Here is a 16,128-nt window from a genome sequence, read left to right as displayed (position 1 = left end):
GGTCAGCCTCCGATCTCCGCTAGGATGCGGTCCGCGCCGCTAGCGATTAACGCTTCGGCTACAGCTCTTCCCAACGATTCAGGATCCTTTCCTTGTTTCCTTTCCTTCAATAACGTTTCGCCGTCTGGCGAGCCGACCATCCCCGTCAGCTCGAGCAGCGCGCCTTCTTCGCCTTGAGACACGATCGTGGCGTAAGCGCCGATCGGAACCTGGCAGCCCCCTTGAAGCGTACCAAGAAAGCTTCGTTCCGCGCGCACCGCAAGCTCGGTTTCCTTATCATTCAACAATTGCAGCAATTCTCTAACTTCCTCGTCATTCTCTCGGCATTCGATGCCAAGCGACCCTTGCCCAACGGCCGGGATGCAGACATCCTCCGGAATAAGGGCGGAAATGCGGTCCTCCCATCCCATTCGGGTCAGGCCAGCGGCCGCAAGCACAACGGCGTCAAAGCCTTCCGTCTCGAGTTTGCGGATACGCGAATCGATATTGCCGCGAATGGACTCCAGCTTCAAATCGGGTCTTGCGTTTTTCAGCTGGCAGGAGCGGCGCAGGCTGCTCGTCCCGACCCGCGCGCCTTTCGGGAGCTTGTCCAATCCGCCGCCATCGCGCGTAACCAGGCAGTCCAGCGGGTTGACCCGCTTCGGCGTCGCGCCGTTCATCAGCCCTTCCGGCAATTCATAGGGCATATCCTTCATGCTATGGACAGCCAGATCGATTTCGCCATCCAGCAGCGCCTGCTCGATTTCCTTCACAAATAAGCCTTTGCCCCCCACTTTCGAAAGGGTAACATCAAGAATACGGTCGCCTTTCGTGACGATCTTACGTATCTCAAACGTATAATTCCAACCTTGACGCTCGCTGATTCGTTTCAGCTCGTCGATCACTTGGCCCGTCTGCGTCAGCGCCAGCGCGCTTTGACGTGTACCGACAACGATTACGCGCTGCCTATTGTTGTTGCTGCTCATCTTGAAGCCCCCCTTTAGTGCGATCTATTAAGCGATGGAGCCAATCTTCTGCATGCCCCATACTATGCTTCATCGTAAGACACTCGTCCGCTGCAAGCCGCAGCACCTTCTCTTTCAACATGCGGTCCTCTATTTTTTCTTGAGCCAGCCTGCGCAGCTCGTTGAGCCGCTCAAGCGCATCCGCATAACGCTGCCCATACCGGCTCTCAAGCTCACGGCTCACGGCTTTTGCAAATACCGGGCTAGCTCCGGTAGCCGTGACGGAAATCAGCAGCCGGCCCTTCCGAATGACGGAAGGAGTAATAAAACTCCCACGTTCGTAATCATCCGCGATATTAGAAAGAATCCCTAGCCTCTCGGCCTCTTCAGCTATCGCCGCATTTAGCTCTCGATCATTCGTTGCCGCAATGACAAGCCATGCGCCGGACAAATCGGATTTAACCGAACAGGCTCTAGGAAGCCACTCGATGGCGCCAATGTCCGACAGCTTCTGGATCGCTTCCGTCACGGCAGGACTTATAAGCACAACCCGGTCGGCGCCGGCTTCGAGCAGCCCCATCAGCTTACGCTCGGCAACCTTCCCGCCGCCAGCCACAAGACACCGCTTGCCGGCCATCTTAAGCGCAACCGGATAATAACCGTTTGACGCGTTTTTTTCCATCTTCGCCTCTATCCTTCCCTGCGCCGCTAATGAAACGAGGAGAACGAACTCGTAAGCAGATTAAGAATCAACATGCCGAAAGCAAAAATATACAGCTTGGCAAGCTGCTGTCCTGGCCGATTGTTAACCGCTCTTTGATAGATATAAGCGATGTAAGCGATCAGCGACGCAAACGACGTCAGTACCTTCCAATCCAGCAACAGAACCAATCTTCCCTCGACAACAAGCGAAGTGGCTGCCACAGCCAGCGACATCGCCAGCAGCGGAACCCCGATAATGACAGCCCGATCGGCGTATCGTTCAATCGTGTCGAGACTGGGATACCGCCGGATTGACTGCGACCAACGCTTGCTTTTAAGTCGATTATGGAGGAATAAGTACATGCCTGCAAGCAATGCGCCAATCGTAAGCGCGGCATACGCGCATAACACCAAACTAATATGTACATATAAAAGCTCTCTCGTCGTCTGCCCTACCGCATACTGCTCCCCGTTGTCCGTTCCGCTGTAGAAGTTAAGCGCCAGTGCGGCGAAACTGATCACATTGACGAAAAAAACGACATAGTCGATTTTGAAAAACCGGCTGATGACGAGCGATACGGTCACAAGGAGCCATGAAAAGGCAAGCCAATAGACAAACGTGCTTAAGATAGGAAGCCCTATGTTCGCGTAGAGCTTCGTCACCAGGAAAACAGTCTGCAGCACCCACACAAAAATAAGGAGCCCTGCTCCAATCCGTTTCGCTCTCCGGCTTGCGTTCATAAAGTCGGAGAAATAAAACAGAAGGCTCAGGGCGTATATATAGATTATCGCATCGTATAGCCAACTCGCGTATCCCATAGCTCCTCCAATTAAGGACGTGAGAATGCGGGCGCTGCAGCGCCGGGATGCAGCAGTTCGGAATGCTTAGGCGCCGACGGAGCTTCTGTAACGGCCGCAAGCTCTTCCTTCTTCTTCGACTCCGCCAGCTGCTCCTCAAGCGCGAACAGCTTCACGAACATATCCATCGCTTCCTCCGGCCTCTTCTCGCCCGCCATCTCTTTAATCCCTAGAATCGGATCCTGCATCATCTGATTGACGATGCTTTTGGTCAGCTTCCGAATGACCTTCAGCTGATGCTCGTTCAAATCCGGCAGCTTGTTCGTCAGGCTGGCCATCGTCTCTTCATGGATATTGGACGCTTTCGTCTGCAGCGCGCGAATCAGAGGCACGACGCCCAGCGTCTTGTACCACTGGTCGAATAGCTTCAGCTCTTCCTCGATCATCACTTCGATCTTGGCCGCTTCCTGACGCCGCTGCTCCAGGTTGCTCTGCACGATGCCCTCCAGATCGTCGATGTCGTACAGAAACACATTATCGACCGAGGCGATCGCGGGATCCAAATCTCGAGGCACCGCAATATCAATCATAAAGAGCGGCTTCGACTTGCGCTTCTTCATCGCATCCTTCACCTGATCCCGGGTCAGCACGTAGTTCTCCGAGCCGGTCGAGCTAATGATAATATCCGTCTCCGGCAGCTTCTTGACCGCCTCATCCATCGAACACGGAATGCCGTTAAACTTGTCGGCCAGCTGGGCAGCCCGTTCAAACGTGCGGTTGACGACAAGAACGCGCTCCGCGCCGTTGGCGTACAAGTGCTTGGCCGTCAATTCCCCGGTTTCGCCTGCGCCAATGACCATGACCGTTTTTTTATTAAAATGGCCGAAGATTTGTTTGCCAAGCTCGACTGCAGCATAGCTGACGGATACGGCGGTTTCGCCGATCATCGTCTCGGAATGCGCCCGTTTCGCCATCGTTACCGCTTGCTTGAACAGCATGTTAAATACGGTACCCGTCGTTTTTTCGCTTTGAGCCAGCAGGAACGCGCTTTTTACCTGGCCCAAAATTTGCGTCTCGCCGATAACCATCGAATCAAGTCCGCTGGTCACCCGCAACAAATGCTGAATCGCTTTCTCGTCCTCGTACATATATAAATGATTCGTAAACTGTTCGCGCGGCATATTGAACCATTTCTCCATAAAGCTGCGGATATAATGGCCGCATAGATGATGCCGATCCACGACAGCATATAATTCCGTACGATTGCAAGTCGCCACGATGACACATTCCATAATGCTCTTCGTTTCCATGAGACCATGCAGAGCCGCCGGCAAATCACGTTCGGCGAACGTAAACTTCTCTCTCACTTCAACTGGAGCCGTCTTATAATTAAGACCTACTGCGATAATGTGCATGCGCGATCACCTGCCTTCCTCTTCTGCTAGTCCATTTCCCTTGTTGTTATCGATTATTATAGCATAGTTCGACATTCATAAAGGGTTCATTTTTGAATAATGTTTGAAAATACTTTCATCATTATTCCCTGTTTCTACAAAGAAATAACCATGGATAGGCTCCATGGTTATTTCCATATCGTTCATCATTGAGCGGGTTAGACCAGCTCGATTTGTTTCATTTTTGGCTCTTCTACTTGCAGCTCGCCCATGCCGCGAACAAGCTTCTTCGCATGTGCAGTCTTCGGTTTCAGCACTGCCAGCATGTAATCGATCGCGAGCTGAGGATCAACAGTTTCACCGCAGGTGTAGCAGTCAAGCGCGGCAAAACCTCTCTCAGGATACGTATGAATCGAGAGATGGCTCTCCGACAGCAGCACGAGCACTGTTGCGCCTTGAGGCTCAAATTGTTTGGATTGTACCGACAAAACCGTTGCGCCGCATGCTTCTGCAGCCTCTACCATGTGAGATTGCAAAAATTCAGCGCTGTTCAGCAGATCAAAATCTACACCCCAAGCATCAACAGCAACGTGTCTTCCGAAAGTTGAATATTCCATCCTTTCGGTTCCCCCTTCCTAGGAATAAAATGTTTAAAAAATTTCATCCGCTAGGACCTACGTCATTCACTTCCCGAGGGATTAATCTCTCGCAACATAACCATGTCCTGAGTGAATCCTGGTTCCTAATTTTTCTTGTACGTCATTGTTTTCAACGAAAATAAAAATAACATCTATCCGGGATAAATGCAATAGTTTTTTTTGCTAATTGGCTTTTGAGTTCGGCCATGATTTTTACGTAACAATGTATGAGCGCCGTACTTGTCCCGCTACCGCTACATTTCAATAAAAAAGAGAAGCCGATAAGCGGCTTCTCCACTAAAAAAGTTGTTTCAATTCGTTCCTATGCTTCCAGCACAAACAGCTTGCGGGTCAGCTCCGTCAGCTTCAGGTCAATTGTCGCAATTTCGGCTCGATCGGTCGTTTGATTGCGCAGATCCAGCAGTTCGTTCACCGCGCCCTGCACAAGTCCGATCTCGCGTTCGATCAGCCGGCTGCGGAATACCCGCTCCAGCTGCAGCTGCGTGTCCTTGTGCTCGAATACGACGCGCTCGCCGGAGGACGAGCTCTCCACAATCTTTTGCACTTTGCCGTTCCTATAGTGATAGATCATCGTATAATGGCTGTAAATTCGATTAACGATCGCGTTGCCTCGGAAAGCGGAAACCGCTTTACGGAGCGCGTTAGCAAGTCGAGGTTCTTCAATACGGCAAGAAAGCTCGCATACATAATAGTCTTTTTGACGCTCGAAGGTCAGTCTGACTTCTTCCCTCCCTGCTGTATCCCGAAGCAGAAGCTCCTGATTGCCGTTATCGAGCACCAGTACCTGCAGCCTTAGCTGCCCATCCTCCATAAGCTCTATAAATCGGGACATCTCTTCGTGTTTCAATTGCAGTTTGGCATTAACATACTCTGTGGCTAGCCGCTTAGCCATAAAAATCTCCTCAATTCTTTGAGACTCCACCAGCTTCGCCAGTGGCAGCCTTTTCAGCATTGCTTATGTTTATTATACGTGATCTGCCAAATAGTTTCCTGCTCGCCAGCCCTCAAATTTGCGCATATTTCAAGAAAAAACGGTGGAAATCACAAGGAACCGCTACAATTGCCTACAATTCTCCGCTTTATTCAGGAACTTCCCGCGCTTTCTGCATGATGTGCGGCAATCGCTTCGTTAATAATATCCCAAAGCTGCTCACGGCCTTGTCCTGTTTCCGAAGAGAATAGGACAACGGGATCGCGGGGATCCGCTTCCAGCGTTGTTTTAATCATTTTAATATGCTTCTCCCATTTCGACCTAGGGATCTTATCCGCTTTTGTCGCTACAATACACGTCGGAATTTCGTAGTGCTTCAGCCAATGATACATCAAAACGTCGTCCTTGGAAGGCTCGTGGCGGATATCGATTACGAGCAGCTGCAGCTTCAGCGGCTCTCGTTCCCGCAAATACGTTTCAATCATTTCGCCGAATTGCTCGCGTCTCGTTTTGGACACCTTCGCATACCCATAACCGGGAAAATCGACGAGGTACACCATGTCATTCACGCGGTAATAGTTCAGCTGTTGGGTTTTACCGGGCTGCGAGCTGGTTCTTGCTAAGTTTTTTCGCATAATGAGCTTATTAATCAAGGATGATTTGCCCACGTTGGAACGCCCCGCCAGAGCGATCTCTGGCAAGGCGTCCTCAGGATATTGCGACGGTCTGACCGCGCTTATAACAAATTGTACGTCTAATATCTTCATGAAATCGTTGTACCTGCCCTCTCCTCTGATGCAGCCGGCAGCAGCGCATGGCGCAGAACTTCGTCCATATGACTGACGGGAACGAACTCCATCTCTTCTCTGATGCTGTCCGGGATATCTCTAAGGTCCCGTTCATTATCTTTCGGAAGCAGAACCTTCCTAATGCCGGCACGGTGCGCCGCAAGCGACTTTTCCTTTAAACCGCCGATTGGCAGCACTCTTCCCCGCAGGGTGATCTCGCCCGTCATGGCCACTTCCCTGTCGACGTAACGATTCGTCAGGGCCGAGATCAGCGCCGTCGCCATTGTAATTCCGGCGGATGGCCCATCCTTCGGTATTGCGCCCTCCGGAATATGAATATGAATGTCATTCTTCTCATGGAAAGCCGGATCGATGCCCAGCTCCTCCGCCTTCGAACGGGTGAAGCTAAAGGCCGCCTGCGCGGATTCCTTCATCACATCGCCCAGCTTGCCCGTTAACGTCAGCTTGCCGCTTCCTGGCATAACCGTTACTTCGATAACGAGCGTATCGCCGCCTACCTCCGTCCATGCTAGCCCGGTCACAGCGCCGACCTGATTTTCGCTTTCCGCAAGGCCAAATCTGAACTTCGGAGGTCCGATCCATTCTTTTACCCGGTCGACATCGACCCGGATCGATTGCGGAGCTTCCGATTCCGCTTCTTGTTTCTCCTCCGAGACAAAATGTTTGGCCGCCTTCCTGCATACTGCCGCAATCTGCTGCTCCAAATTCCGGACGCCTGCTTCACGCGTGTATTCCCGGATAAGCAGTCGGAGCGCTTCATCGGTTACCTCCAGCTGCTCTTCGCTGAGGCCATGCTCTTTCTTCTGCTTCGGCAGGAGGTACCGCTCTGCGATCCGCTCCTTCTCCAGCTCCGTATATCCCGGAATGTAAAGAACCTCCATCCGGTCGAGAAGGGGCCGCGGAATATTGTGCATCGCGTTAGCGGTCGTCACGAACATAACCTTGGACAAATCGAACGGCACTTCGATGTAGTGGTCGCTGAACGTGCTGTTTTGCTCTGGATCCAATACCTCGAGCAGCGCCGCGGACGGGTCTCCCCGGAAATCGGATGCCATCTTGTCAATTTCGTCAAGCAAAAATACAGGATTCAAGCTTCCGGCCGTCTTCATGCCTTGCATGATCCGTCCCGGCATCGCGCCGACATAAGTGCGCCGGTGTCCGCGAATTTCCGCTTCGTCCCTGACGCCGCCAAGCGATATCCGGACAAACTTGCGGCCCAGCGATTTGGCGATCGACCTTGCAAGCGAGGTTTTGCCTACTCCCGGCGGACCTACTAGACAGAGGATCGGACCTTTCAGCTTCTTGACAAGCTTTTGAACGGCGAGATATTCCAGTACCCGCTCCTTCGGTTTCTCCAGTCCGTAATGATCCTCGTTCAGGATGGCCTCGGCCTTCGACAATACCAGATCATCTTCCGTTTCCTTGCTCCAAGGCAACGCGAGTAACCAATCGATATAATTGCGGATGACGCCTCCCTCAGCCGAGGATGGCGGCATTTTCTCGAGCCGGTCGATCTCCTTGTTGATCTTCTCGCGCACGCTGTCGGGAACGCCGGCTTCCTCCAGCTGGTTGCGCAGCTCTTCCGCTTCGCCGGCGCGGCCTTCCTTCTCGCCAAGCTCCTTCTGAATGGCTTTCATTTGCTCGCGCAAATAATATTCCTTCTGGGTCTTCTCCATCTGCTTCTTCACGCGCTGATTAATCTGGCGTTCCAGCTCGAGAACCTCGCGTTCGTTGTTGAGCAGATCTAGAAGCTTCTCGAGCCTTTGCTTGACGTCGATCGTTTCGAGAATTTCCTGCTTATCTTTAATTTTGAGCGACAAATGGCTCGTGATCACATCGGCCAGCCTGCCAGGCTCATCAATGTCCGATACCGCAGCGTACGTCTCCGGCGTCACCTTCTTCGACAAGGAGATGTAGTGCTCGAATTGATTCAGCACCGAACGCATCAGCGCATCGACTGCCGGATCGTCCGTTTCCTCCTCCGGCAGCTCCTTCACAAGCACTTCGTAATATTGCTCATTCGCAACGTAGCTCTGCACCTCCGCACGAACGACGCCTTCAACGAGCACACGGATCGTGCCGTTTGGCAGCTTCAGCATTTGGCGCACTTTTACGATCGTGCCGACTTTATAAATATCCTCTTCGGTCGGATCCTCAATATTCACTTCCGACTGCGAGCAAAGCAGAATCATATGGTCTTCGACCATCGCGCGTTCGAGCGCGCGAACGGACTTATCCCTGCCCACATCTAAGTGGAGCACCATGCTGGGATAAACAAGCAGCCCTCTAAGCGGAAGCAAGGGCAGACGTCGACCCTTCGATTTGCCAGGTCCCATGCCAGCACCTCCATTCTTATCCATCTAGCCTATTTTATCATTCTGCGGAATCCGCCTGCAAATAGGGGACGTTCGCCGAAATAAACGCATCCGACGCTACCGGCTTTTCCGCCTTCTCTTCCTGGAGGATCGAATGCGGGAATACATGGTTAAACACTTCTTCGATCCGGTCCACAGGAATGACCTTAAGACCGTCAAGGTCGGCGAATATAGCCTGCCAGTTTTCCCTTGGAATTATAACTTGCAGGGCGCCGGCTTGGAAAGCCGCTTCCACCTTGGCGAGAACGCCGCCCACCGGCTTCACGTTGCCGTGAATGCCGACTTCTCCTGTCATTGCGAGCTTGTTGTCAACCGGCGTTTTGGTAATAGCCGAAGCAATGGCGGTCGCCATCGCAATCCCAGCCGAAGGTCCGTCGATCGGCGTTCCGCCGGGGAAGTTAATGTGAAGGTCGTAATCCTGCGGACTAAGACCAATGCGGCGCAGCACCGTCAGCACGTTCTCAACGGAGCCCTTCGCCATACTTTTCCTCCGAAGCGTCCGCGATCCGCCGCCCAGCTCCTCCTCGTCCACAACGCCTGTAATCGTAAACTGGCCCTTCCCTTTGACCGCTTTAATCGCGCTGACCTCGATCTCAAGCAGCGTGCCCATATTCGGTCCGTAAACAGCCAGCCCGTTCACAAAGCCGACTTGCGGCTCGGAAGGCACCTTGCGGTCAGGACGCGGCGGAATTTGGCTGCTGTTGACAACCCATTCGATATCGGAGGCCGTAATTTGATCCCGCTTCTCCGAAAGCGCGACACCGGCGGCAAGCTGTACCACGTTGACCGCTTCGCGGCCGTTCGTCGCATATTTTTTCACGACATCTATCGCTTCCGGACAAGGACCGAACCCGATTTTCTTCACCGCGTTCTCGGCCACCAAAGCGATCTCATCGGCCAGCAGCGGACGGAAAAACACCTCCATACACCGCGAGCGGATGGCTGGAGGGATCTCTTGCGGCGACCGTGTCGTTGCGCCCACGAGGCGGAAATCGGCTGGCAAGCCGTTTTGGAAAATATCATGAATATAGAGAGGGATGTTCGCGTCTTCGGAATTGTAGTACGCGCTCTCTAAAAATACTTTCCGGTCCTCAAGCACCTTTAATAACTTATTCATTTGCACAGGATGCAATTCACCGATCTCGTCAATAAACAAAATGCCCCCATGAGCTTTCGTAACTGCGCCCGGCTTCGGCTGCGGGATGCCCGCTACCCCCATTGCGCCAGCGCCTTGATAGATTGGATCATGCACAGAGCCGATCAGCGGGTCCGCAATGCCTCGTTCATCGAAGCGAGCGGTGGTCGCGTCGATTTCTGTAAATTTCGCCTCCGGCAGAAAGGGAGACGCCGGATTTTTTTTGGCCTCCTCCAGCACAACGCGCGCCGCCGCCGTCTTCCCTACGCCCGGCGGACCGTAGATGATCACGTGCTGCGGATTCGCGCTGCATAAAGCGGCCTTGAGCGCGCGTAAGCCGTCGCGCTGCCCGATAATATCCCCCATCGTCTGCGGTCTTGTTTTCTCCGCCAGCGGCTTGGTTAGCGACACGGAGCGCAGCTTCCTAAGCTTATCCATCTCTTTTTTCGATTCGCGGTCCACCGCTGAGCGGTTTGTCTTCTGATTGCGTAGCAAATTCCAGAAGTAGAGGCCGATCACTACCGCAAAAAACACCTGAACCAACATTAATACAAGACTTAAATTCATAACTCTCCCGCTCCTTTCAAGCGAATAACGTCTACAGGCGGCCCGATTCTACGAAGCCATTATCATGCCCATTCGTTAAAATTATCCGTATTCAGTCAGTATTGCCTCTTGCCATACGGAATAATCGCCGCTTATCTGAAATTAGCAGGAAAGCGATGAACCTATACCAATTCGGCGCTGCTGTGAGGTACTGCCGCGCGTTGCCTGAGCGGGCATTTGTACGATTTTTCGTACAAAGATAATGCTCTCGCGATCTGCGCGGGCCTTTTTTTACGTTAAACAATACGCTCAAAGCAGACCGTCTTGTACGTTTTTTCGTACAAATCCAATGCTCATCGTGCTTTGAGCGCCCCTTTTGTACGTTTTTTCGTACAAAACAATGCCCACTGCACCCCAAGCGAACCCTTTTGTATGATTTTTCGTACAAAACAATTCCCATCGTGCTCAAAGAAGGCCATCGTGTACGATTTTTCGTACAAAACAATGCTCTCCGCGCTCTAAGCGGCCCATTTTGTACGATTTTTCGTACAAAACAATTCCCATCGTGCTCAAAGAAGGCCATCGTGTACGATTTTTCGTACAAAACAATGCTCTCCGCGCTCAAAGCAGGCCGTCTTGTACGTTTTTTCGTACAAATCCGATGTACATCGCACCTTAAGCGCTCCTTTTGCACGATCTTTCGTACAAAACAATGCCCACCACACCTTAAGCGGGCCTTTTTGTACGATCTTTCGTACAAATCTAATGCACATCGCGCTTTGAGCCCCCCTTCTGTACACAAAACAATACCCACCGCGCCTTAAACGGCCCATTTTGTAAGATTTTTCGTACAAATCCAATGCACATCGCGCTTTGAGCGCCACTTTTGTACGTTTTTTCGTACAAAACAATGCACACTGCGCCCCAAGCGAACAATTTTGTACGATTTCTCATACAAAACAATGCCCTCCGTGCCCTAAGCGGCCCATTTTGTACGATTTTTCGTACAAAGCTACATTCCTACTCGCCCTCCGATTTTTCGTTCAGCAAAAAAGGCGAGTCCGCTCCTGTGCAGGAGGGCTCGCCTCGTCATTGTCAGCGCTTATGAATGAGCGTGATGCTTGCGTCCGGGAATTTCGCCTGTCGCTTCGTATACACGCACAATTTCGTCTATCTCGCGTTTCAGCTCGTTCAGCAGCTCCGCCTCCGGCACTTTCCGAATCATTTCGCCGTAACGGAACAGCATGCCTTCGCCTCTCGCGCCCGCGATTCCGATATCGGCTTCCCGCGCCTCGCCCGGACCGTTAACGGCGCAGCCCAGCACGGATACTTTGATCGGCACCTTGATCTTCGAAATGTATTCCTCGACTTCGTTAGCGATCGAGAACAGATCGATATCGAGACGTCCGCATGTCGGACAGGAAATAAGCGTCGCAGCGTTTGTAATGAGTCCAAACGTCTTCAGCAGCTCGCGGGCGACCTTCACTTCTTCAACCGGATCGGCGCTTAAGCTGATCCGCACCGTATTGCCAAGGCCCATCGCAAGCAGCGCGCCGATTCCCGCCGAGCTCTTGATTGTTCCGGAGTGCAGCGTGCCGGCCTCCGTAATGCCGAGATGCAGCGGGTATTTAATCTTCTCAGCCGCCATGCTGTAAGCGGCAATGGCCATCGGCACATCCGATGCCTTCAGCGACACGATAATATCGTGGAAGTCCAGCTCCTCCAAAATGCCGATATGGAACAACGCGCTTTCCACCATCGCCTCTGGCGTCGGGTAGCCGTATTTTTCAAGAAGATGGTTCTCCAGCGAGCCGGCATTTACGCCGATACGAATGGGAATACCTTTCTCCTTACACGCCTTAACAACGGCTTCTATCTTCTCGCGCCGCCCGATATTGCCGGGATTGATCCGAACCTTATCGATCCCGTTCTCTATTGCCGCAAGCGCTAGCCTATAATCAAAATGGATATCCGCAACGAGCGGAATATGAATGCGTTTCTTAATTTCTTTAATCGCATCTGCGGCTTCCTTGTTGTTGACGGTGACGCGCACGATTTGGCAGCCCGCTTCCTCGAGCCGCAAAATTTCCGCAACCGTCGCCTCAACATCCGCCGTCTTTGTTGTGCACATACTCTGTATGATAACTTCGTTGCTGCCGCCGATCGTCAAATTGCCAACCTTGACAGGAACCGTTTGATGACGCAAATACATAATCGATCTCTCCCACCCTAGCTAATAAGACCTATTTACGTTATGAAATCCAATTACGTTTCAATCTTTCTTATTATCGTACATAAGCAAAAGAAAGTCCACCCCATGTGCCTGCGAGGACGCAGGCCATGGGGTGGAACGGTGAGGCATATCGCCGTATTACGCGCTTTCTTCTTTCTTCTTGCCCTTCTTCGCGGACAGTTCAGGCATAATCTTATCCTGCACCGATTTCTCCGTAATCAGGCAAGTGCTGACGTCGTCACGGGAAGGTACCTCGTACATCACGTCAAGCATAATTCCTTCGATAATGGCGCGGAGACCGCGCGCTCCGGTATTGCGCTTGATCGCTTCCTTCGCGATCGCGTCAAGAGCAGCCGGCTCGAAGTCCAGCTTCACGTTGTCCATTTCAAGAAGCTTCTGGTATTGCTTCACCAGCGCGTTCTTCGGCTCGGACAGGATACGAACGAGCGCTGGCTCATCAAGAGGCTCCAGCGTCGAAATAACCGGCAGACGTCCGACAAACTCCGGAATCAGACCGAACTTGAGAAGGTCTTCCGGCAACACCATGGACAGGTATTCGCCCGGCTTCAAATCCTTCTGCGCTTCGCCTGTGGAGCTGAAGCCGATCACTTTTTTGCCGATCCGGCGTTTGATCAGCTGCTCCAGGCCGTCGAAGGCGCCGCCGCAGATGAACAAAATGTTCGTCGTATCAATTTGAATAAACTCTTGATGCGGATGCTTGCGGCCGCCTTGCGGAGGAACGGAAGCAACCGTGCCTTCCAAAATTTTGAGAAGGGCTTGCTGCACGCCTTCACCGGACACGTCGCGAGTGATGGACGGATTCTCCGACTTGCGCGCAACTTTATCGATTTCGTCGATGTAAATAATGCCGCGTTCGGCTTTTTCAACATCGTAATCAGCAGCTTGAATCAGCTTGAGCAGAATGTTCTCAACATCTTCGCCGACGTAGCCCGCTTCGGTTAGCGACGTCGCGTCCGCTATCGCAAACGGTACGTTAAGAATTTTTGCCATGGTCTGAGCGAGCAGCGTCTTACCGGAGCCGGTAGGACCGAGCAATAGAATGTTACTCTTCTGCAGCTCGACATCTTCGATTTTGCTTCCGGAATTAATGCGTTTGTAGTGGTTGTAAACCGCTACGGACAACGATTTTTTAGCGAAATCTTGGCCGATAACGTAGGAATCCAGAATCGCGCGGATTTCCTTTGGCTTCGGAATATCCTTCAGATCCAGCTCCTCTTCATTGCCAAGCTCCTCTTCCACGATTTCCGTGCAAAGCTCAATGCACTCATCACATATATAGACGCCAGGACCGGCTACAAGCTTGCGAACCTGATCCTGCGATTTGCCGCAGAAAGAGCATTTCAATTGGCCTTTTTCGTCATTGAATTTAAACATGCGCTCACCCCTTCTATTAAGTCGTTACACTAGGCCAGGTGAAGTAATGACCTTATCGATCAATCCGTAGGCCAAAGCTTCCTCCGCGCTCATAAAGTAATCGCGATCGGTATCGCGGTCGATTTTTTCATAAGGCTGACCTGTGCGTTCGACGTAGATTTGATTCAGCTTCTGCTTTGTTTTCAGAATCCAGTCGGCATGGATTTTAATATCCGTCGCCTGGCCTCTTACGCCGCCAAGCGGCTGATGGATCATGACCTCCGCGTTAGGAAGCGCAAACCGCTTGCCTTTCGCTCCCGCTGTCAGCAGCAGCGACCCCATGCTCGCCGCCATGCCCATACAAATGGTGGACACGTCAGGCTTGATGTATTGCATCGTATCGTAGATCCCCATTCCCGCCGTAACGGAACCGCCAGGGGAGTTGATATAAAGATGGATGTCCTTCTCCGGATCGTCGGCCGCCAGAAACAGCAGCTGAGCAATAACAGAGTTCGCGACGTCATCATCTATCGCGCTTCCGAGAAATATAATACGATCCTTCAGCAGCCTAGAGTAAATATCGTAGGATCGTTCACCGCGATTCGTCTGTTCTACTACGATCGGTACCAGATTCATGCGACCAACCTCTTTTCTTGTTTGGACTGTTTGATGCTCTTATATTGTACCATGTATGCGAATTGCTGTCATTTCCGCTACTACATGTATACGGCAACGGTTATGCGATATGTGTGCGGTTTCCCCGCTAAATTTCTTTTAATCCATTATGTAGGGTAAAAATAAGGCACGTATGTTGCACGCGCCTTATCTTGTGGTACTGCATATTCTTCTATACCGGCGAACGGCCGGGGATACTTAAACGGCTTTGCTGTTGTCAAGCAAGAACTGAATCGTCTTGCGCAGCAAAATATCTTCTTGCAGATTGCTGATATTGCCGTTCTTCTCGAAAATGCTGCGAAGCTCTTCAGCAGGACGGTTGTACTGCGAAGACATCTTCTCCAGCTCTTCTGTCAGATCGGCTTCAGTCGCTTCGAAGCCTTCAGCTTTCGCGATTGCTTCAAGGACCAGATTGTTCAGTACGCGCTTCTCGGCGTCGGAACGCATTTGACCGCGAAGCATGTCTTCGGATTGGCCGGAGAACTGGTAGTACAGGTCCAGGTTCATGCCTTGCGCGCGAAGACGGTTTTCGAAATCCTTCAGCATGTAGTCGGTTTCGGTCTCGATCATTGCTTCCGGAATTTCAACTTCAGCATTTGCAGTCGCCTTGTCGACAACAGCGACTTCGCGTGCTTGCTCGGCTTCTTTTTCCTTGCGCTCTTTCAGCTTAGCAGACAGGTCTTGCTTATACTCTTCCAGCGTGTCGAATTCGCTGACGTCTTTGGCGAACTCGTCATCCAGCGCAGGAAGCGATTTACGCTTCAACTCATGCAGCTTCACTTTGAATACCGCAGGCTTGCCAGCCAGATGCTCAGCGTGGTAGCTCTCCGGGAATGTTACTTCTACGTCTTTGAAGTCGCCCAGTTCCATACCCACAACTTGCTCCTCGAAGCCAGGGATGAACGAACCGGAGCCCAGCTCCAAGGAATAACGCTCAGCCTTGCCGCCTTCGAATTGCTCGCCGTCAACATAACCGTCGAAATCGATGACAGCAATGTCGCCTTCTTGCGCCGGACCTTCTTCAACGACGGTCAGCTCAGCATGGCGCTGTTGCAGACGGTTAAGCTCCGCGTTGATTTCTTCTTCCGTAACCTCAACCGCAGGGCTTTCCACTTCAAGGCCTTTGTACTCGCCAAGCTTCACTTCCGGCTTAACGGTAACCTTTGCTTTGAATTTGAAAGATTGACCTTTTGCAAATTGCGTTACGTCGATTTCAGGACGGTCAACCGGCTGAATATCGTTTTCTCTTACCGCCTCGGAGTAAGCTTCCGGCAGCAGGATGTCGATTGCGTCCTGATACAGGCTCTCCACGCCAAAGCGGGATTCAAAAATGCCGCGCGGCACTTTGCCTTTGCGGAAGCCCGGAACGTTAACCTTAGCCGCAACTTTCTTAAAGGCTTGGTCAAGCGCTGCCGATACTTTTTCCGCATCAACCTCAACATCGATCGAAACGATGTTCTTGTCTATTTTTTCCCAAGTAGCTTTCATTTTATGCCTTCCCCTCCAAAAATGCGCTTGCATCTCTTGTTTTCACGTTACATAAACCATTCTAG

General features: G+C 51.9%; 13 protein-coding genes. All 13 read right to left on the bottom strand.

Annotated features, from left to right (window positions below):
• Window positions 1-2: 2 nt before the first annotated feature.
• On the bottom strand, window positions 3-965 hold the full coding sequence (hemC, locus tag D3P08_RS19800) for a hydroxymethylbilane synthase (protein WP_119601767.1): 963 nt from the start codon (window positions 963-965) through the stop codon (window positions 3-5).
• Window positions 946-1,626: a precorrin-2 dehydrogenase/sirohydrochlorin ferrochelatase family protein gene (locus D3P08_RS19795; RefSeq protein WP_119601765.1), complete on the bottom strand. Its 681-nt coding sequence runs from the start codon at window positions 1,624-1,626 to the stop codon at window positions 946-948. The genes hemC and D3P08_RS19795 overlap by 20 nt, the downstream gene beginning before the upstream one ends.
• A 26-nt stretch (window positions 1,627-1,652) precedes the next feature.
• Complete coding sequence (locus D3P08_RS19790; RefSeq protein WP_119601763.1) at window positions 1,653-2,465, bottom strand: cytochrome C assembly family protein; 813 nt, start codon at window positions 2,463-2,465, stop codon at window positions 1,653-1,655.
• An 11-nt stretch (window positions 2,466-2,476) separates the two neighbouring features.
• On the bottom strand, window positions 2,477-3,859 hold the full coding sequence (gene hemA / locus D3P08_RS19785) for a glutamyl-tRNA reductase (protein ID WP_119601761.1): 1,383 nt from the start codon (window positions 3,857-3,859) through the stop codon (window positions 2,477-2,479).
• A 197-nt stretch (window positions 3,860-4,056) separates the two neighbouring features.
• Complete coding sequence (gene speD, locus D3P08_RS19780; RefSeq protein ID WP_119601759.1) at window positions 4,057-4,455, bottom strand: adenosylmethionine decarboxylase; 399 nt, start codon at window positions 4,453-4,455, stop codon at window positions 4,057-4,059.
• A 343-nt stretch (window positions 4,456-4,798) separates the two neighbouring features.
• Window positions 4,799-5,389, bottom strand: a complete 591-nt coding sequence (locus D3P08_RS19775) for a non-ribosomal peptide synthetase module (protein WP_119601931.1) — start codon at window positions 5,387-5,389, stop codon at window positions 4,799-4,801.
• Between the two features lie 191 nt (window positions 5,390-5,580).
• The gene (gene yihA, locus D3P08_RS19770; RefSeq protein ID WP_119601757.1) at window positions 5,581-6,195 is read right to left on the bottom strand and encodes a ribosome biogenesis GTP-binding protein YihA/YsxC; all 615 of its coding nucleotides are present in this window, start codon (window positions 6,193-6,195) and stop codon (window positions 5,581-5,583) included.
• On the bottom strand, window positions 6,192-8,573 hold the full coding sequence (gene lon / locus D3P08_RS19765) for an endopeptidase La (RefSeq protein ID WP_119601755.1): 2,382 nt from the start codon (window positions 8,571-8,573) through the stop codon (window positions 6,192-6,194). Before lon ends, yihA begins: the two co-directional genes overlap by 4 nt.
• Window positions 8,574-8,610: 37 nt before the next feature.
• On the bottom strand, window positions 8,611-10,314 hold the full coding sequence (gene lonB / locus D3P08_RS19760) for an ATP-dependent protease LonB (protein WP_119601753.1): 1,704 nt from the start codon (window positions 10,312-10,314) through the stop codon (window positions 8,611-8,613).
• A gap of 1,081 nt (window positions 10,315-11,395) precedes the next feature.
• A complete protein-coding gene (ispG, locus tag D3P08_RS19755; protein WP_119601751.1) occupies window positions 11,396-12,505 on the bottom strand; it encodes a flavodoxin-dependent (E)-4-hydroxy-3-methylbut-2-enyl-diphosphate synthase in 1,110 nt (369 codons plus the stop codon).
• A gap of 159 nt (window positions 12,506-12,664) precedes the next feature.
• Entirely contained in the window at window positions 12,665-13,921 is a 1,257-nt protein-coding gene (gene clpX / locus D3P08_RS19750; protein WP_119601749.1) for an ATP-dependent protease ATP-binding subunit ClpX, read from the bottom strand.
• A gap of 24 nt (window positions 13,922-13,945) precedes the next feature.
• On the bottom strand, window positions 13,946-14,536 hold the full coding sequence (gene clpP, locus D3P08_RS19745; protein WP_119601747.1) for an ATP-dependent Clp endopeptidase proteolytic subunit ClpP: 591 nt from the start codon (window positions 14,534-14,536) through the stop codon (window positions 13,946-13,948).
• Window positions 14,537-14,773: 237 nt separating this feature from the next.
• Window positions 14,774-16,063: a trigger factor gene (gene tig, locus D3P08_RS19740; RefSeq protein ID WP_119601745.1), complete on the bottom strand. Its 1,290-nt coding sequence runs from the start codon at window positions 16,061-16,063 to the stop codon at window positions 14,774-14,776.
• Window positions 16,064-16,128 lie beyond the last annotated feature (65 nt).

The organism is Paenibacillus nanensis, from assembly GCF_003583765.1.
Taxonomy (GTDB): domain Bacteria; phylum Bacillota; class Bacilli; order Paenibacillales; family Paenibacillaceae; genus Pristimantibacillus; species Pristimantibacillus nanensis.
Note: the sequence above shows the minus strand (reverse complement) of the source record. Positions and strands in the feature narration are given on the sequence as shown.